The 17,757-nt window shown below is 74.7% G+C and carries 16 protein-coding genes; 3 read left to right on the top strand and 13 right to left on the bottom strand.

Going from position 1 to position 17,757, the window contains the following annotated elements:
* The 10 genes from KME75_RS43890 to KME75_RS30220 all read right to left on the bottom strand — a co-directional run.
* Positions 1 to 261: SDR family NAD(P)-dependent oxidoreductase (locus tag KME75_RS43890; protein WP_219418323.1), on the bottom strand; the 261-nt coding region annotated here is incomplete at its 3' end.
* Positions 262 to 319: 58 nt separating this feature from the next.
* Entirely contained in the window at positions 320 to 1,921 is a 1,602-nt protein-coding gene (locus tag KME75_RS30260) for an alpha-amylase family protein (protein WP_219418322.1), read from the bottom strand.
* A gap of 8 nt (positions 1,922 to 1,929) precedes the next feature.
* A complete protein-coding gene (locus KME75_RS30255) occupies positions 1,930 to 3,315 on the bottom strand; it encodes a kynureninase (protein ID WP_219418324.1) in 1,386 nt (461 codons plus the stop codon).
* 8 nt (positions 3,316 to 3,323) lie between these two features.
* Positions 3,324 to 4,193 (bottom strand): tryptophan 2,3-dioxygenase, encoded by an 870-nt coding sequence (gene kynA / locus KME75_RS30250; RefSeq protein WP_219418321.1) that lies wholly within the window; start codon positions 4,191 to 4,193, stop codon positions 3,324 to 3,326.
* Positions 4,194 to 4,224: 31 nt separating this feature from the next.
* The gene (locus KME75_RS30245) at positions 4,225 to 4,674 is read right to left on the bottom strand and encodes a DUF2795 domain-containing protein (RefSeq protein WP_219418320.1); all 450 of its coding nucleotides are present in this window, start codon (positions 4,672 to 4,674) and stop codon (positions 4,225 to 4,227) included.
* A 9-nt stretch (positions 4,675 to 4,683) separates the two neighbouring features.
* Positions 4,684 to 5,961: a hemolysin family protein gene (locus KME75_RS30240; RefSeq protein ID WP_219418319.1), complete on the bottom strand. Its 1,278-nt coding sequence runs from the start codon at positions 5,959 to 5,961 to the stop codon at positions 4,684 to 4,686.
* Between the two features lie 48 nt (positions 5,962 to 6,009).
* A complete protein-coding gene (locus tag KME75_RS30235) occupies positions 6,010 to 6,657 on the bottom strand; it encodes a sterol carrier protein domain-containing protein (RefSeq protein ID WP_219418318.1) in 648 nt (215 codons plus the stop codon).
* Positions 6,658 to 6,668: 11 nt separating this feature from the next.
* Positions 6,669 to 7,217: a GNAT family N-acetyltransferase gene (locus tag KME75_RS30230; RefSeq protein ID WP_219418317.1), complete on the bottom strand. Its 549-nt coding sequence runs from the start codon at positions 7,215 to 7,217 to the stop codon at positions 6,669 to 6,671.
* 93 nt (positions 7,218 to 7,310) lie between these two features.
* Positions 7,311 to 8,972: an HNH endonuclease signature motif containing protein gene (locus KME75_RS30225; protein WP_219418315.1), complete on the bottom strand. Its 1,662-nt coding sequence runs from the start codon at positions 8,970 to 8,972 to the stop codon at positions 7,311 to 7,313.
* Between the two features lie 69 nt (positions 8,973 to 9,041).
* On the bottom strand, positions 9,042 to 9,752 hold the full coding sequence (locus tag KME75_RS30220) for an HAD family hydrolase (protein ID WP_246633132.1): 711 nt from the start codon (positions 9,750 to 9,752) through the stop codon (positions 9,042 to 9,044).
* On the opposite strand from KME75_RS30220, the gene KME75_RS30215 reads away from it, so the two are divergent.
* The 3 genes from KME75_RS30215 (at position 9,751) to KME75_RS30205 (ending at position 15,281) form a co-directional block, all read left to right on the top strand.
* Positions 9,751 to 12,003, top strand: coding sequence for a glycerol-3-phosphate 1-O-acyltransferase (locus KME75_RS30215; RefSeq protein WP_246633131.1), 2,253 nt, complete (start codon positions 9,751 to 9,753; stop codon positions 12,001 to 12,003). The two genes, KME75_RS30220 and KME75_RS30215, sit on opposite strands and share 2 nt — an antisense overlap.
* On the top strand, positions 11,990 to 14,764 hold the full coding sequence (locus tag KME75_RS30210) for an HAD-IB family hydrolase (protein WP_219418312.1): 2,775 nt from the start codon (positions 11,990 to 11,992) through the stop codon (positions 14,762 to 14,764). Before KME75_RS30215 ends, KME75_RS30210 begins: the two co-directional genes overlap by 14 nt.
* 70 nt (positions 14,765 to 14,834) lie before the next feature.
* Positions 14,835 to 15,281 (top strand): hypothetical protein, encoded by a 447-nt coding sequence (locus KME75_RS30205; RefSeq protein ID WP_219418310.1) that lies wholly within the window; start codon positions 14,835 to 14,837, stop codon positions 15,279 to 15,281.
* A gap of 11 nt (positions 15,282 to 15,292) precedes the next feature.
* On the opposite strand, the gene KME75_RS30200 is transcribed toward KME75_RS30205, so the two are convergent.
* The 3 genes from KME75_RS30200 to KME75_RS30190 all read right to left on the bottom strand — a co-directional run.
* Positions 15,293 to 15,985: a class I SAM-dependent methyltransferase gene (locus KME75_RS30200; RefSeq protein ID WP_219418308.1), complete on the bottom strand. Its 693-nt coding sequence runs from the start codon at positions 15,983 to 15,985 to the stop codon at positions 15,293 to 15,295.
* Positions 15,982 to 16,713 (bottom strand): class I SAM-dependent methyltransferase, encoded by a 732-nt coding sequence (locus KME75_RS30195; protein WP_219418306.1) that lies wholly within the window; start codon positions 16,711 to 16,713, stop codon positions 15,982 to 15,984. The genes KME75_RS30200 and KME75_RS30195 overlap by 4 nt, the downstream gene beginning before the upstream one ends.
* A 126-nt stretch (positions 16,714 to 16,839) precedes the next feature.
* Positions 16,840 to 17,757: site-specific integrase (locus tag KME75_RS30190; RefSeq protein WP_219418304.1), on the bottom strand; the 918-nt coding region annotated here is incomplete at its 5' end.

The following is a 17,757-nucleotide window of genomic DNA, read 5'->3' as shown; positions in this document are numbered from 1 at the left end:
CACCCACACCGTCACGGAGCCGAGGCCGGCCGCCGCGGCGGCGACCCTGCGGTGCTCGTCGGGCACCCGGGCGTCGGCGACCAGCCCGGTGGCACCCAGCTCGGCCGCGGTCGCGGCGACCGCGTCGGCGTCCAGGTCGGTGATCAGCACGCGGTGCCCGCGCGCGCCGAGCCGCGCGGCGATCTCACGGCCGAATCCGCGGGCGGCGCCGGTGACCACGGCGACGCCCCGGCGGCCCGCCGCACTCTGGGTGTCGTTCACGTCGACACCTTGGCATGCCCGTGCCGCGTCGCTCACCCCAGGCGACCCGCCGCGACCGTCAGCCGGCGGGGCCGGCCTCCTCGACGCGCAGCCACCGGCACCCGTACGGCGGCAGCGTCACCTCGACCCGGCCGTCCTCGCCGACGGCGACGGGGTCGGCCGCCGGGTGGAGCACGTCGGCGAGCTCCCGGCCGGCGAGCCCGTGCAGCAGCGGGGCGGCGACGACCTCGGCGTCGGCGAAGTTGTGCAGCGCCACCACGGTGGTGCCGTCGGTTCCGCAGCGGTGGGCGAGCACCGGCCGGGCGTCCGGGCCGGGGTCGAGCACCGTGTAGCGGCCCCAGGCCAGCTCCGGGCAGGCCCGGTAGCTCTCCACCAGCAGCCGCATCCACGACAGCAGCGAGTCGGGGTCGCGCTGCTGCTCCCGCACCGCGGCCCACTCCATGTCCGTGCGCACGGCGAAGCGGCCGGGCAGGCTCAGGTCCTCGCCCATGCCGATCTCCTCGCCGTAGAACAGCACCGGCGTGCCGGGCAGGGTGAACAGCAGGCTGTAGACCATCCGGATCCACCGCTGGTCCCCGCCCAGCATCGGGGGCAGCCGCCGCCGCAGCCCGCGGCCGTAGAGCTGCATGTCCTCGTCCGGACCGAACGCGGCGAAGACCTCCTGTCGCTGGGAGTCGGTGAGCTTGTCCAGCGTCAGCTCGTCGTGGTTGCGCACGAACGTCGCCCAGCGCCCGTCCTCCGGCGGGTCGGGGCGCTGCCGCAGCGCGTCGGCGAGCGGCTCGGCGTCACCGCGGGCGAGTGCGAGGTACATCTGCTGCATGCCGACGAAGTCGAAGCACATCGTCAGCTCGGACGGCCCCCCTCCGCCGTCGCGCCCTCCGAAGAACGCCACGGTGTCGGGGTAGGGCAGGTTCACCTCGCCGAGCAGCACCGCCTCGCCGTTGCGCCTGCCGAGGAACGCGCGCAGGTCGGCGAGGTAGTCGTGCGGGTCGGGCAGCGCGGCCGCGTCGTCCTGGCCTGCGGCCTCCAGGAAGAACGGCACCGCGTCCACCCGGAAACCGGACAGGCCGAGCTCCATCCAGAACCCCATGATCCGCGCGATCTCGTCGCGGACCTCCGGGTTCGCCACGTTCAGGTCCGGCTGGTGCTTGTAGAACCGGTGCAGGAAGTACCGGCCGGCCTCGTCGTCGTACTCCCAGAGACTCGTCTCCTGGTCGGGGAAGATCACACCCTGCGGCCCGTCCTGCGGCGGTGACTCCTGCCATACGTACCAGTTGCGGTAGCGCGAATCCGGGCTGCTGCGCGCGTCCAGGAACCACGGATGCTGGGCCGAGGTGTGGTTCACGACGAGGTCGGAGATCACGCGCATGCCCCGGTCGCGGGCGGTGCGCACGAACTCGACGAGGTCACCCGGCGTGCCCAACCGCGGGTCGACGCCGTAGAAGTCGACGATGTCGTAGCCGTCGTCCCGGTCCGGGGTCGGGAAGAACGGCATCAGCCAGATGCAGGTGACCCCGAGCCGGTCGAGGTGGTCGATCTGCTGGGTCAGGCCGCGGAAGTCGCCGCGGCCGTCGCCGTCGCCGTCGGCGTAGGTCTCGACGTCCAGGCAGTAGATCACCGCGTTCTTCCACCACAGGTCGGAGGTCTGGGTGAGGCGCATGCTTGCCTCTACCCCCGATCGGATGATCGGGAATCGGTCTCAGCGGGTAGGCCCGTCAGGTGATCGCCCTGTTCTCCAGCCGGCTCGGGTGCCTCGGGTCGCTCCTGCTGTCCGTCCTGTTGACGCTCGTGCTGGTGCTGCTGCTCACCCTGCTGTAGCAGCACGTCGCGCAGCACCGCCAGCCCGCGCTCGACCTCGGTGAAGCTCGTGGACAGCGGCGCCATCCCGAGCCGGATGCCGTCGGGCTCCCGGTAGTCGGGGATGACGCCGCGCTCCCACAGCACGTCGAGCAGCTCCCGGAACCCGGCCCGGCGGATCGTGACGTGCCCGCCGCGGCGTTCGGGGTCGCGCGGCGAGACGACCTCGACGCCGTGCGGGGCGAGCCAGGCGTCGACCAGCTCGAGCGCGAACGCGGTGAGCGCCTTGGACTTCTCCCGCACCGCGGCGATCCCGGCCTCCTCCACCATCTCGAGGCCGGCCAGCAGCGGCACCATCGCGAGGATCGGCGGGGTGCCGCTGACGATCCCGCGGATCCCCTCGGCAGGCGTGTAGCCCGGCCCCATCTCGAACGGGTCCCGCCTGCCCATCCAGCCCTGGATCGGCTGGCGGAGCCCGTCAACTCCGTCCTGATGGTCCCGGCGCATGTACCCGAACGCCGGCGCGCCCGGCCCGCCACCCAGGTACTTGTAGCCGCAGCCCACGGCGAGGTCGACGCCCCACGAGTCGAGCTCGAGGACCACGGAACCGACGGAGTGGCTGAGGTCCCACAGCGCCAGCGCACCCGCGTCGTGCGCGATCCGGGTGATCGCCGGGGCGTCGGCGATCCAGCCGGACCGGTAGGCGACGTGGCTGAACAGGACGAGTGCGGTGTCCTCGCCGACCGCGGCAGCGACCTGGTCCGGCGTGATCCCGGTGGCGGGGTCGGTCTCGATCCACCGCAGCGTGCAGCCGCGCTCGGCCGCGATCCCCTCCAGCACGTAGCGGTCGGTGGGGAAGTTGTCGGAGCCGAGCACGATCTCGCTGCGGCCGCGCCGCGCCTGCGCGTCCACGGCGGCGCGGGCGAGCTTGTAGAGCAGCACGGTGGTGGAGTCGGCGACGACGGTCTGGCCGGGCCCGGCGCCGAGGGCGGCCGCGGCCAGCCGGTCCCCGAGCCGTTCCGGCCACCCCATCCACGGGCCGGCGGTGCCCTCGCCGGGGTCGGTGGTCCAGCCGCGGATGAGGCGCCCGCCCCACTCCTCGCGGACGAAGCGGTCGAGCACAGCGGCGGTGGCGGCGGGCGGGCGGCCGAGGGAGTTGCCGTCGAGGTAGGCGACGACGCCCGGGGTGGGCAGGAACCGGTCGCGGAAGCGGGCGAGCGGGTCGGCGGCGTCCAGTTCGGCCGCCCGCCCGGTCATCTCGAGCGTCACCGACCGATCTCCGTCCGCACGGCGTACAGCTCCGGGAAGAACGTGAGCTCGAGCGCGGCCCGCAGGAACGCCACCCCGCTGGAGCCGCCGGTGCCGCGTTTCGTCCCGATCGTGCGCTCCACGGTCTTGAGGTGCCGGAACCGCCACAGCTGGAAGTTCTCCTCCAGGTCCACCAGCTCCTCGCACGCCTCGTAGGCCTCCCACATCTCGTGCGAGTGCTCGTAGATCCGCCGGAACACCGGCACGAGCTCGGGGGAGAAGGTGTGCGGTTGCGTGACGTCCCGTTCCAGCAGGCCGATCGGGACGTCGTGCCCGTGCCGCGCCAGGTAGCGCAGGAACTCGTCGTAGACGCTCGGCGTGGTGAGCAGCTCGGCGAGCTGGGCCTGCGCCCGCGCGTCGTGGCGGAACACCTGCAGCATCGCGGCGTTCTTGTTGCCGAGGATGAACTCCACGGCCCGGTACTGATCGGACTGGAAGCCCGATGACGTGCCGAGGAAGCTGCGGAACTCCGCGTACTCCGAGGGCGTCAGCGTGGCCAGTACCGACCACTGGTCGGTGAGCTGGCGCTGGATGTGCTTGACCCGGGCCAGGCTCTTGAGCGCGGGCCGCAGGTCGTCGGCCGCCAGCCGGGCCTGCACCGCGCGCAGTTCGTGCAGCACCAGCTTGAGCCACAGCTCGGAGGTCTGGTGCTGCACGATGAACAGCAGCTCGTCGTGGTGCTCCGGCCTGCTGACGGGATGCTGGGCGGACAGCACCTCGTCGAGGTGGAGGTACGCCCCGTAGGAGAGGTGCGTCCGCCCGTCGACCTCACCGAAGTCCCGGACGATCCCGTCCTCCATTGGGCGGACGCCGCCACTGTCGGTCATCCCCGCACTCTAGGCCCGGCGGCCGGCTCCGTCAGGCGTCGCCGGGCTTGCCCCCGAGGTGCTCCTTGAGCTCCTTCATCACGCCGTTGGGGCCGTCGACCTCGCGCAGCCCCTGCAGGGCCCCGACGAGATCGTCTCCCGCGCCGTTCTTCTTCGCCAGGTCGGCGAGCGCCTTGCCGTCCATCGGGTAGTCGGCGCCCTTGAGGTACTTCTGCACCTCGTTGACCTGGAACGCCGGTCCCTCGACGTCCTTGTAGCTCTTCTCGTCGCTCTTGTTGCCGCCCGGCGTCGAACCGCCGAGGTCGCCCTTCAGGTGCTTCATGACGCCGTTGGGCCCGTCCACCTCCGGGACGTCCCGCAGCGCCTCGACGAGGTCGTCGTCCCCGCCGTTCTTCTTCGCCAGGTCGGCGAGCGCCTTGCCGTCCATCGGGTAGTCCGCGCCCTTGAGGGCGCGCTGCACCTCGGTCACCTGGAAAGCCATGCACGGGAACTACCCGTTGCCCCGGGAGCTATGCACCCGCACCCGGGCGACGCGCAGACCGTCCATCTGGGTGACGGTGAAGCGGTGGGCGCCCGTCTCGACGGTGTCGCCCTCGCGGGGTACCCGGCCCAACCTCGTCTGCACGAACCCGGCCAGCGTCTCGTACGGGCCGCTCGGGAGCCGGATCCCGGTGCGGTCGGTCAGCTCGTCGCGGTGCAGCAACCCGTCGAGGTCGGTCTCGCCGTCGACGGGCGCCGGGTCGTACTCGTCCTCGATTTCGCCCACCAGCTCCTCGAGGATGTCCTCCAGCGCGAGGATGCCGTCGGTGCCGCCGTACTCGTCGACGACGACCGCCAGCTGCGCCCGGCCCGCGCGCATCTCCGACAGCGCGTCCAGCACCGGCTTGCCGGCGGGCAGGAACGGCAGCGGCCGGGCGAACTCCCGCAGCTCCCGGTCCGCGGCGTCGGGGTCGCGCAGCAGCACCGTGAACAGGTCGCGGATGTGCACGACCCCCACCACGTCGTCGACCGTCGCACCGATCACCGGGTACCGGGAGTGGGAGCGGTCGAGCACGTCGCTCGTGGCCTCGCGCAGCGACATCGCCGCCGGGAGGAACTCGACCTCGGTGCGCGGCACCATCGAAGCCCCGACGGTGCGGTCGGCCGCCCCGAACACGTCGCCGAGCACCCGCCGCTCCACCGGACCGAGGCTGCGGTGCGTGCGCACCATGTCCTGCAGTTCCTCCTCGCTGACGCCCTCGTCGCTCGCCTTCGGGTCCAGCCCGAGCAGCCGGACCACCCCGTTCGTGGACTTCCCGAGCAGCCAGATCAGCGGGCGGCCGGCCGCCGCGATCCGGTCCAGCGCCGGGGCGACCGCCAGCGCCACCCCCTCCGGGCGTTGCAGCGCGAGCCGCTTCGGCACGAGCTCGCCGAGCACCAGCGACAGGTAGGAGATCGCGACCGTCACGGCGATGAACGCAGTCGTGCCCGCCACCGCCGCGGGCACACCCCACCCGGTGAGCACCGCGCCCAGCGGCTCTGCCAGCGTCGAGCCGCCGTAGGCGGCGGAGAAGAACCCGGCGAGGGTGACGCCGATCTGCACCGCCGACAGGAACCGGTTCTCGTCCGCCCGCAGCCGGGCCACCCGCGCCCCGCGCCGGTCGGCGTCGGCCATCCGCCGCACCTGGCCGTCCCGCAGCGACACCAGCGCCAGCTCGGACGCCGCGAAGAACCCCCCGATCAGCACGAACAGCAGAACCAGGGCGAGGCTGAGCAGCGGGCCGTCCACGATGTCCGACCTTCCCGGATCGATGCTCCGGTAACCCCGGGCGCCGCCTCAGAACTCGGTGCCGTGCTGGGGCGTGCGGTCGGCGAGGAACGCGGCGTCGAGCCGCCGGAGCGTCGCGGGGTCGCCGGCCTCCAGCAGCCCCGCCCGGGCGAGCGTGGTGGCGCGCTCGCCGCCGAGGAGCAGGGAGCCGAGCGCTGCGGCGTCGACCGGGACCGCCGTGCCCGGCCCGTCCGCCGGCTCGCACGCTGCGCCGTCCGGGCCGCCGCGGAGCCGGAAGCGGCCGCCGCGGTCGAGGAACGGGTCGCGGACGTCGAGGACGACGTCGACCTCGACCGCGTAGCGGCGGGCGGACAGGGCGGCGGGCACGTCGAGGACCCGCGCCCACATCCCGTCGGTGAGCCCGGTGGTGCGGACCTGCCGCGGGTCGGTGAGCAGGTGCGGCAGCGGGTCGTCGAGCGCGAGGTCGGGCACCGTGATCGTCTCGACGAGGTCGAGGGCGAGCAGCACCCGCCAGAGCGCGATGCGCGCCTCCTCGGTGGCGGCGAAGAGGCTGACGACGCGGCAGGTCCGCTCGGGTGCGATCCGGTAGGACGCGTAGCCGTCGGGGTGCGCGAGGTGGAACAGGCCGCTGGCGCCGCCGCGGCGCGACTCCCGGTCCCGCAGCGCGTCGTCCCACCACGCGTCACTGCGCGACATCGCCCCCGGCGTCAGCGCCGCCCACCGGCGGTGGACGTCCGGGGCGAGCGCACGGGCCTCGCGTCGCCGTCGACCTGCCGGACGCCGCCCGGGTCGGGCACCTCCGCCCGGAACGCCGCGCGCCGCTTGCTGATCTCCACCGACCGCCTGCCCGTCGCGATCCCGTAGCCGAACCGGCCGTAGATCGCGCCCTCGCTGGCCGTCAGCAGCGACACCGCGGCGCCCTCGGCCACGAACCCGCGGTGCTGCTCGGCGAACAGGGCACGCAGGATCCCGCGCCGGCGGTGCGTGACCGCCACCGACACCCACGTCACGCCCGGCGTGGCCAGCGTCGCACCACCCGGCAGCGTGACGTCGAACGGGAACGACCCGGTGATCCCGACGATCGACCCCTTCGCGTCGTCGGCGCCGTCGATCGCGAGGAGGAACCGGTCGGGCTCGAACAGCGGCCGGAAGTCCTCGATGTCGGTGTCGCTGTACTGCTGCCCGAAGGCCCGGCCGTCGGCGACGGTGATGGCGGGTAGGTCGTCGAGGGTGGCGCGGCGCAGATCGATGGTCACAGCGGGGCAGTGTGGCGGGTGGCGGGCGCGGCGTCGACGGGGTTGTGCCTGTGCCCGCGCGTTCCGCGGAACGCGCCGGCGCGCCCACCGTGCTCACGCCGCTGCCTTGCCGCGGTAGGGCAGCAGGGCGTCGAGGATGGGTTCGGGGTCGAGGCGTTCGCCTCCCCAGTTGGGGGTGAGGGAGTTGCCGGTGATGTGGAGGCCGGCGCGGGTGGCGCTTTCGATGAGGCGTTCGGTGTTGCCGGTGAGGGGCGCGCCGGTGGCGGGGACCGGGGTGCCGTCGGGGCGGAGGATCTCCCATCGGCCGGGCAGGCGGCGGATCCGGTAGCCGTGGTCGTGGATGACGCGGTGGTGGAAGCCGCAGACCAGGACGAGGTTGTCGATGTCGGTGGGCCCGCCACGCAGCCACGGGCGCACGTGGTGAGCGTGCAAGAAGCGGGTGTGGGTGCAGCCGGGGAACTGGCAGCGGCCACCGTCGCGGGCGGTGAGCGCGGCGATCTGGGCGGGTGACGCCAGCCGGCGGGCGCGGCCGAGGTGAAGGCGGTTGTTTCTGCGGTCGTCGAGCAGGAGTTGGACGCGGGCGTCGCAAGCCAGCCGTTCGGCGGTGGTGGCCGGGAGTTCGGGGCCGCCGTCGAGGCGGGCGGTGCCGGTGGTGGTGTCGAGGTGCACCACGACGTGCGCGTCGCCGCGGGCCACCACCGGCGCCACCTCCTCCTTCCCGGTGGCGGTCCGGCCGGTGACCAGGGCCAGCAGGGCGTCGGCGCGGCGGGCGGCCACCCGGTCGACCGCAGGGCCCGGCTCCTCCTCGACCGCGCGTTCCCGCCAGCCCGGCGGAGAGGCGGGGACGGGGTGGTGGACAGGGCCGCGAGGTGGCACCAGCGGCCCCACGGCGGCGATCAGTGCGGCACCCTCGTCGGGGGTGAACCGGCCGCGCACCACCAGCGACCCGTCGTCGGCCCAATGCCAGGACAAACCCCTGCGGGCGGCGGTGTCGGTGGGTGCGGCGCGGCGGCGGCGCACGGCCCGCACCACCGTCTCGACATGACTCGCGGTGCCCGACAGCGCCAGGTTCAGCAGGACCCGGTCGGCCACCTCAGGATCGGGCACAGTCGGATCGCCCCCGCTCGGGTCGGGCCCCGTCGGGCCGGCCATTGCGGGGTCGGGGCCGGTGACCTCGGGTGCTGCTGCGGGTCCGGCGGGTGTGGCCGGTGGGTCCGTCTCGGTCGCCTCGGCCGGGTCGGGCCGGTCGAGCGGGTTGAGCGGATCGACATCGGGGGTCGAGGAACCGCCCGTGGTGGGGCCGGCACCGGCCGTGGCGGTGCAGGCGGTGATCGTGGCGCTGTCGGCGCCGGTGATCCGGGTGATCGCCCGCACCTTCGAATACGAGATCCGACCCGCCGCGAACGCCTCGGTGATCCTCGGTAACCGCTCCAGCGCATGCGCTACCCGGACATGCTCCGCCGCGGTGCGCCGGCTCATCCCGGCCCGCCAGGACAGCCAGTGCGCGCAGGATCTCAACCCCGGCCCTGCCCAGCCGTCGCGGCGGTCGAACTCGGCCAGCAGCTGCAGGAACCGGCACTGTGCTGCGGCGATGTGCCCGGCCAGGCCGAGCAGCTCGGTCTCCACATCCCGGGTACTCATGGCCTGGAACCGAGCACGGGCAGCGGTGGTGGGCAACGTGGCGACAAGGGTGGCGGACACGACAACCTCCAGAAGATCGAACTGGTGTTCGACCTCGAGGATGGCAGCGGGCACCGACAGTCCTGGCCGACGGCGAGGACTGCGTCCCGGGACGGCCCGGGCGTTCCGCGGAACGCGCCGCGGTCAGACGACCAGGCCGAGCTCGCCCAGCTCGGCCCGCAGCCGGTCCGCTCCGATGAACTCGATCGCCCGGTACCCGAGGTCCCGCGCCGTGCTCGCGTTGGCAGGCATGTCGTCGACGAACACCGTCCTCGACGGGACCAGCCCGTAGCGCTGCGCGAGCACCTCGAAGATCCGCGCATCCGGCTTGACGACGCCCTCGTACCCGGAGATGACCTGGCCGTCGAACAGCTCGTCCAGGAACGGGAACCGCTCGCGGGCGAGCGGGAACTTCTCGCCCGGCCAGTTCGACAGCAGGTACAGCGGCAGGCCGCGGGCACGGAGCGTCATGGCGATCGCGACGGTGTCGTCCTGGGCGCCGACCCACACGTCGGGGAACCGGTCGTCCCAGGCGGCGATCAGCTCCGCGTGGTCGGGATGCTCGGCGATCAGGTCCGCCACGCCCTGGTGCATCGGGTACCCGGCGTCGTGCCGCCGGTGCCAGTCCCGGGTGACCACGCTGCCGAGGAACCAGTCGATGCGCGCCTCGTCGAGCAGGTCGCGGTACAGACGCCGGAAGTCGACGTCGACCAGCACGCCTCCGATGTCGAAGACGACGGCCTCGATCAGCGGAGCCTCCTCCGGTCGGCGGAGTCCGCAGTCTGGCACGAACCGCGTTCCGCGGAACGTGACCGCGGAATGGGCCAGGATGGGGTCGACGGAAGGGGCGTGCATGGAGGACCCGCAGCCGGTGCTCCTGCTGGCGGAGGCGGCCACGGAGGTCGAGCGCGGACTGGTCCGGGACTGGGTGCGTGCGCAGGAGGCGCGGCCCGTCGCCGTGCTGCCGCTGCGCGGTCCGGCGCTGGCGGAACCGCTGGCCACGGCCGATGACGCCGCGCTCGTCGCCGCGGTGCGCGTGGCGTGGCTGCCGCGCGAGCGGGGCGGGCAGCGGCGGGTGCGGTGGTCAGACGTCGTGACGCTGCGCAACCCGCGCCGCCCCGCCGCGCGGCACCAGGCCCGGATCGTGCGCCGGGAGCCGGACCGGGCGGTGGTCGTGGCGGCCGAGCCGGCCACGGTGGCGGAGCTGCGGCAGCGGTTCTCCGCCGGGCCGGGGGCGGGCGGGCGCCGGGCGTTCGGGGAGTTCGTCGCCCGGCAGGCGGGGCTGGCGCTCGAACGCGCCGAGCGGGGGCTCGTCGGTGACCGCTACAAGGTGCCCAAGCGGATCGTCGAGGCGATCGAGCGCAGTCCCGGGTTCCGCCGCGAGGTCCGTGAGCTGGCCGCCCGGCTGGAGCTGCCCGAGGCGGAGGTCGTGGCCCGGGCGACCGCCGACCTGCACGGCCTCGTCGCGGCGATGAGCCCGATGGCGGTCGACCTGCTCACCGGTGCGCTGCGGCCGCTGCACGCCCGCGCCTGGAACGTCCAGGTCGACGACGCGGGGCTGGAGAAGCTGCGCGAGCTGAACCGGCGGCACGCGCTGGTGTTCCTGCCCAGCCACCGCTCCTACGCCGACCCGCTGTTGCTCGCCGACGTGCTGGCCGAGCACGACTTCCCGCGCAACCACGTCCTCGGCGGGGACAACCTGCGGTTCTGGCCGGTCGGCCCGCTCGCCAGGCGGGCCGGTGTTGTGTTCATCCGGCGCAGCTTCGGCGACGACGAGATCTACAAGCTCGTCGTCCGCGAGTACTTCGGGTTCCTGCTGGCCAAGCGGTTCAACCTGGAGTGGTACTTCGAGGGCGGCCGGTCGCGCACGGGCAAGCTGCGGCCGCCGCGATTCGGGCTGCTCGCAAACGTCGCGGAGGCCGTGGAGCAAGGCCGCACCGAGGACGTCCACCTGGTCCCGGTCTCGATCACCTACGACCAGCTGCGCGAGGTGTCGGCAATGGCGGCCGAGCAGGTCGGCGCGCCCAAGAAGGGGGAGGGGCTCGCCTGGCTGGCCCGGTACGCGAAGGCGCAGCTGTCGCCGATCGGCACCGCGCACGTCCGGTTCGCCGAGCCGCTGTCGCTGCGCGCGGCCCTGGCGGCTGCCAGTGACGAGGACCCCGGCGCGCGCCGCGTCGCCCTGCAGATGGCGTTCGAGGTGGCGGTGGGGATCAACCGGACCACGCCGGTGGTCGCCACCGCGCTGGTGACGCTGGCGCTGCTCGGTGTGCGGGACCGGGCGCTCACCCTGGGGCAGCTGCAGCGGGTGCTCGCGCCCGTGCGCGCGTACCTCGACGCCTGCGGCCACCCGCACTCGGGCGAGGTGCTGCGCTCGGCCGCCGGGGTCCGCCGCGTGCTGGGCGCGCTGGCGCAGTCGAAGGTCGTCACGGCGTACACGGGCGGCGAGGAGCCGGTGTACGCGATCGAGCGGGGTCAGCACCTGGTGGCGGCGTTCTACCGCAACAGCGCGATCCACCACTTCGTCGACCGGGCGATCGCCGAGCTGGTGCTGCTGCACGACCCGGCCGACCGCTGGGAGGAGGCGGCGCGGTTGCGCGACCTGCTCAAGTTCGAGTTCTTCTTCCCAGACCGGGAGAGCTACCGAACGCAGCTGTCGGCGGAGCTGACCCGTCTGTCCTGCGGCTGGGAGTCCGCGGCGGGCGACGAGGTGCTGGCCGGGGCCGACTTCCTCATCGCGCACCGGGTGCTGCGTTCGTTCCTGGACGCGCAGCTCGTGGTCGCCGAGCGGCTCGCCGCACGCGACCCGCGCAGGCCCGTCGTCGAGAAGGAGTTCCTCGCCGAGTGCGCGGGCGTCGGGCAGCAGATGCTGCTGCAGGGCAGGCTGCACGGCCCGGAGTCGCTCTCGCGCGAGCTGTTCGCGAGCGCGCTGAAGCTCGCGGCCAACCGGGATCTGGTCGCCGTGCCGCCAGGGGACGGGGGCCGGGAGGAGCTGGCGGAGCGCCGTGGGGCGTTCGCGGCGCAGCTGCGCGACGCGGTCGCCAGAGTGATCCGGATCGACGAGATCGACGCCGCGGCGCGGCGGGAGGTGGTCGGTGTTGCCCCCTGACAAGCGTGATGGGGAGCTGATCTGGGACGAGGAGCAGCTGGTCGCCGACGTCGAGGCGGGCCCACAGGGGCCGCGGATCGGGGCGTTCTTCGACTTCGACGGCACGCTGATCGACGGCTACTCGCTCGCCGCGTTCGCCCGCCACCACCTGCGGTCCGGGCACGTCACCCCGGTCGACCTCGGGCGGTTGCTCCTGATCGGGCTGCGCGGGGTGACCTCCGAGGCCGACTTCGAGCGCTTCTTCCTGCTCGGCATGCGGGCCTGGACCGGCCGCAGCGCAGAGGAGCTCACGGAGCTGGGGGAGCGGCTGTGGCTGCGGGGGATCGCCGGGTCGCTGTACCCGGAGGCGTGGCGGCTCGTGGAGGCGCACCGGCGGGCCGGGCACACGGTGGTGCTCGCGTCGTCGGGCACCCGCTTCCAGGTGGCGCCGGCGGCCGCCGCGATGGGCGTGGAGCACGTCCTGGTGACACCCGTCGAGATCGAGGACGGGCTGTGCACCGGGCGGCCGGGCGGGCCGCCGCTGTGGCGCTCGGGGAAGGCGGCCGCGGTCCGGGCGTTCGCGCGGGAGCACGGCGTCGACCTCATCGACAGCTACGCCTACTCGAACGGCGACGAGGACGTGCCGTTCCTCGCGACGGTCGGCCGCGCCAGGGCACTCAACCCCGGCCCGGACCTGGCGGTCGAGGCGGCGCAGAAGAACTGGCCGATCGCACGCTTCCGGTCCCGGGGGCGCCCCGGCGCCCGCGAGGTCGCCCGGACCGCCGGCGCCGTCGGCGGCACCCTCGGTGGGTTCGCGGCGGGCCTGGCGCTCGGAGCGCTCAACGCGTTCGCGGGGGACGGGTCGCGGCGCGACGCCGTGGACCTCGGCCTCACCCTCGCCGGGGAGCTGGGCACCGCCCTCGGCGGGGTGCGCCTCGACGTCTGCGGCGGTGAGCACCTGGAGGCCGCGCGGCCCGCGGTGTTCCTGTTCAACCACCAGAGCCAGCTCGACGTCCTGATCCTCGCGAAGCTGCTGCGCAGTGGTTTCACCGCCGTCGCGAAGAAGGAGGCGGCGGCGGTCCCGGGCTTCGGGCTCGCCTTCCGTCTCGCCGACGTCGCGTTCGTCGACCGCGGCGACACCGTCGCCGCGAAGGCGGCGCTCGCGCCCGCGGTGCAGCGGCTGCGCGAGGGGGTGTCGCTGGTCGTCGCCCCGGAGGGCACCCGGTCGGCCACCCCGGCGCTGGGCCCGTTCAAGAAGGGGGCCTTCCATATCGCGATGCAGGCCGGCGTGCCGGTGGTCCCGATCGTGATCCGCAACGCCGGTGAGCTGATGTGGCGCGGCGCGTCGACGCTGCGGCCGGGCACCGTGCGGGTGCGGGTGCTGCCGCCGATCCCGACCGGCGGCTGGTCGGTCCCGGACCTGGACGAGCACGTCGTGGAGGTCCGCGAGCGCTTCGTCGCGGCGCTGGCCGGCGGGGACCCGACCGACAGGGGTCCGCGGCGGGCGGGTCCCGTCGAGGTGACGACGGGACCGCGCGGCCCGGTGGCGGAGCCCCTGGCGGTACTGCGGTCGCCGGAGATGACCGCGGCGGAGGCCGCGACCTGGCGGGCGGAGGTGGCCGACCCGCTGCGGCGCGCCACCGTGACGCTGCTCGAGCTGCTCGACCGGGCCCCGGACCGGGCGCGGCTGGTGGGGGCGCACGAGTGGGCGTCACGCATGGTGCCGCGGATGCGGGAGCGGCCGGTCGAGCCGCCGTTCGGACTCGGGGCGCCGGAGTGGGTCCCGGTCGCGGACCTGGACCTCGACCGGCACCTGTCGCACGTGCGGCTGCCCGCGCCCGGGTCGATGCGGCAGCTGCTCGACGCCGTGCAGACGTTCGCCGCCGCGCCGCTTCCCCGGGACCGGCCCCTGTGGCGGGCGCTGCTCGTCGAGGGTCTGGAGGGCGGCCGGGCCGCCTACTCCGTGACGACGCACCAGAGCGTCACCGACGAGCTCGGGATCGTGCAGGTCATGGGGATGCTGCACAGCCGCTCGCCCGATCCCGACCCGGAACGACCCGAGCCGCCGGCACGTCCCGGATCGGCACCGTCGCCCGTGGGGCGGCTCGGCCGGGCCGTGCTCGCCGCGCCGGGCGCCGTGCTCCGGGCCGGTCCGGACCTGGTCGGCGCGCTGCTGGCGTTGGTGCCGCCCGGCGCATCGGACGGGTCGCCCGCTCTCGCCCGGCGCTCCGGTGCGTGGTCCTTGGAAGTGATCGACGTGCCGCTGGACGGGCTCCGGGCGGGTGCGCGGGCCGCGGGTGGCTCGCTCGCGGACGGCGTCGTGGCCGCGGTGCTGGGCGGGCTGCGCTGGTATCACGAGCACATCGGGGCGACCGGAGTGAGCGCCGTGCCGGTCGGGGTCTCCCTCGGTCCCTCGGACGATCGGCAGGGCCGCGGCACCGTCCGGGTCAGCGCTGCACTCATCGAGCGGGACGCGGCGGCGCGGGTCCGGGCGGTACGGGAGGCCGTCCTCACGGCGGACCCGGACGCGGGCCCGCCACCGGACGTCCGGGTGGGCACGCTGCCGGGGGTCGGGGACCCGACCTTCCTCGCGGGCGCCCGTATCACCGGCGTCTACGCGTTCGGCCCGCTGCTCGGCGCCGCCGCGGCCGTCGGGCTGCTCGCGCACGGCGGCACGGGCTGCCTGGCGCTGACCTTCGACCCCGCCGCCGTCACCGATGCGGCAGCGCTGGTGGAGGGGGTGCGCGCCGGGGTGGCGGAGGTGGTGGCGCTGGGCGCCTGACGGAGGTCCCGTCACACCACGCCGGACGGCGGCGCGGCGGGTAGCGTGGACCGCCCAGGAGGCGATACCCATGGACTCGACCGGGAGCGACCGCCACCAGGTGGTCCTGGTGCGGGAGTGGGACCGTCAGATGGGCGATTCGGGCTGCTGCGGGCGGCTGAGCAGCGACGTCGTCGGCGAGCTCACCGGGAGCTGTACCACCACCGGCGAGGACCCCTATGCCCACGTGCGCGCCGACATGGCCCGCATGGGCGCGGTGTACCGGGCACTGCGCGAGCGGTTCGGCGACGACGAGATCGAGATCGTCGTCACCGACCCGCGGAACACCGCGTGGCTGGTGCCCGCGATCTGGCGCGCCGCGCGGCGTCGGGGCCTGCCGGTGCGGGATGCGGTGCGGCAGGTCAACGCGGCCACGGCGGCCTGCACGGTGACCTGTGACGGCGTCGTGGTGGCGACCGATCCGGAGCCGGCCGAGGCCGTGGCGGCAGTCGTGACCGACCTCGCGTCCCGGCGCTGACCGCGCGCCCGTCAGCCCGCGGTGTGGCCCACCCCCACGAGGGCGCGCAGGTGGAACGTGTCGGTACCCGCCGCGGCCAGCGCGGCTGCGTAGCGGTCCCGCACCCGCGCGACGGTGGCGTCGTCGAGCCCGGCGAGCATGGCGCGGGTGCCGGCTCCGGTGACGAACGCCCAGGCCAGGTCCTCGTCCAGTGCGACGTCGTCGCTCGCGCCGCGCTCGGCGGCCACCGCCTGCGCGAACGGTCCGATCAGCGGTTCGACGGAGCCGCGCAGCCACGTCGTCAGGGCCATCCGGCCGCCGGGGCGCAGCAGCGCGGCGAGGTGCGCGCCGCCGGCGTCCATGTCGGGGAGGAGGAGCACCCCGAACACGCAGAGCACGGCGTGGTAGGCGCGGCCCGACCACGTCGTGACGTCGGCCGTGTGGAAGGCGAGCTGCGGCAGGCCGCCCGCGCGGCCCCTGCCGTCGGCGACGAGCGCGCCCGCGAGGTCGACGGCGTCCACGTGCCCGGACGGTCCGACGGCGGCCGCGGCGGGCAGCGCGGACGACCCGGCGGCGCAGCACGCGTCGAGCACCCGCTCGCCGGGCGACAGGGCCGCCGCGCGGACCGTCGCCTCGCCGACCGGGTCCCACACCAGCGGCGACCAGGTCAGGAACCCGGCGCGGGCGTCGTCGAACACCGCTCCGACTCCGGACGGTGCGGTCATCGGGTGATCACCTGGATGCCCTGGGCTGCGTCGCCGGATGTGACGCGCAGCCCGTGCGGGGCCAGCTCGCCGGCGAGCTGCTCGGGCGTGAACACGTGCCAGTGGTCGCGGGCGCTGAACTCGGTGAGCACCTGCCCGTCCTCCTCCAGCCGGTAGCTCATCTCCCAGGTCACCGCGTCGTCCCCCGCGGGCTCCGCCGCAGCCGAGCCACTGTAGCGGCGCCTGCCGAGCTGCACCTGCGACATCGGGGTGGCGGGCACCCGCTCGGGCCGGGTCGGCGGGTAGAGGTTGAGCACTGCGCGACCCTCCGGGGCGAGCCGTTGCGCCAGCGACGCCCACAGCGTCGCGCGGTCGCCGGGCGAGAAGTGACCTATCACGTTCATCGCGACGAGCCCGCCGATACGTTCGGGCAGTGGGGCGCCGAGCAGGTCGGTGTCGAGGACGGTGACGCGGGCGCAGAGGTCGGGGTCGGCGGCGACGCGGGCGAGCAGCGCGGTGCGCAGCGCCCGGTCCGGCTCCACCGCGAGGATCTCCGCGTCGGGGAGCGCGTCGCCGATCACGCGGGTGCCCAGGCCCGTGCCGGCGCCCGCGTCCACGACGGGACCCGCGGCCGGGTCGAGGCCGTCGAGCGCGTCCGTCAGTGCGGGGGCGAGCGCCTGCCAGGCCGTGCCGAGCAGCACGGCCACGAACTCGCCCGTGCGGTCGTAGAACCGGGTCACACCATCCATGGCGCGCACCCTATCGTGAACGACAACCGTTTTCGTCTAGTGCGTTCTCGCTGCCGCGGTCGACCCGGCTCACACTCGGCGCGCCCGCTGCTCGATGTCGCGGCGCCGTGCAGCGCGGCCGTGCAGCTACTGCTCGTCGCGTTGCTGGCCGCGCAGTCCGGTCGCGGCGAGCATGCGCAGCGTCGCACCGCCGGACGCCTGCTTGAACAGGTACTCCGCGCGTGGGTAGGACAGGCGGCCGCGGCCGGTGTGGGGGCAGACGTCCGCGGGCGGCCGCGGGCGGCCCGGCCCGGGGCGCCGGTCGGCGAGGAACACCGGCCCGTGGGTCCGGTCTCCGATCAATTGGCCCAGCAGCGCCGACGTCGCCGGCGTCCAGCGGATCCGGCCGCCGCGGGCGCGCGCCGCGGCCAGGTCGAGGTCGGGCACGTCGAGGGCCAGTACCTCGCCGGCGGGCGCGCTGCTGTCGCGCAGCAGCCGCCAGAGCACCCGCTCCCGCAGCCGGATGTCCGGGCGGCTGGTGAGGTGTGCGACCCGGTCGGCGGCCATTGGCCGCGGGCGGCCGCGTGGGGCCGGGCGCCGGTCGAGGGACTCGTCGAGCGGGCCGGTGCCCGCCCACGCCGCGAAGGCGCGGACGGCGGCCCGGTGCCGATTCCACGTGGCCGGAGCGGCGCGGGACCAGGCCGCGGCGAACACGCGCGCCACCGAGGCGGGTGTGAGGGCGGTGACCGGCAGGTCGTCGCCGAGTTCGCGGCGCAGCCGGTCGAGGGTCTGCCCGTAGGACCGGACGCTTGCCGGGCTCGGACCGGGCCGGGCCAGGAACGCCGCGGCCGCCGCTCCCAGCGTCGGCCCGCTCCCCGCTGTGGCCGGTGACGCCGGCGCGCGATGCTGCTTCGGTGAGTGCGTCGCTGTACCGCCGGGTTGGGTGAGCGGTCGACCGTGCTTCTGTTCGATCTGCGGCCACTGGGCGTCGTCGGGGGCGCTCGGCCGCCGGCGGCCGGCCTCGGGGACGGACGGCAAGCGGCTCTCGTCGGCCCGGGCCGCAGC

This window comes from Pseudonocardia nigra (assembly GCF_019396355.1).
GTDB classification, from domain to species: Bacteria; Actinomycetota; Actinomycetes; order Mycobacteriales; family Pseudonocardiaceae; genus Pseudonocardia; species Pseudonocardia nigra.
This window is presented reverse-complemented; position numbering and strand designations above follow the sequence as displayed.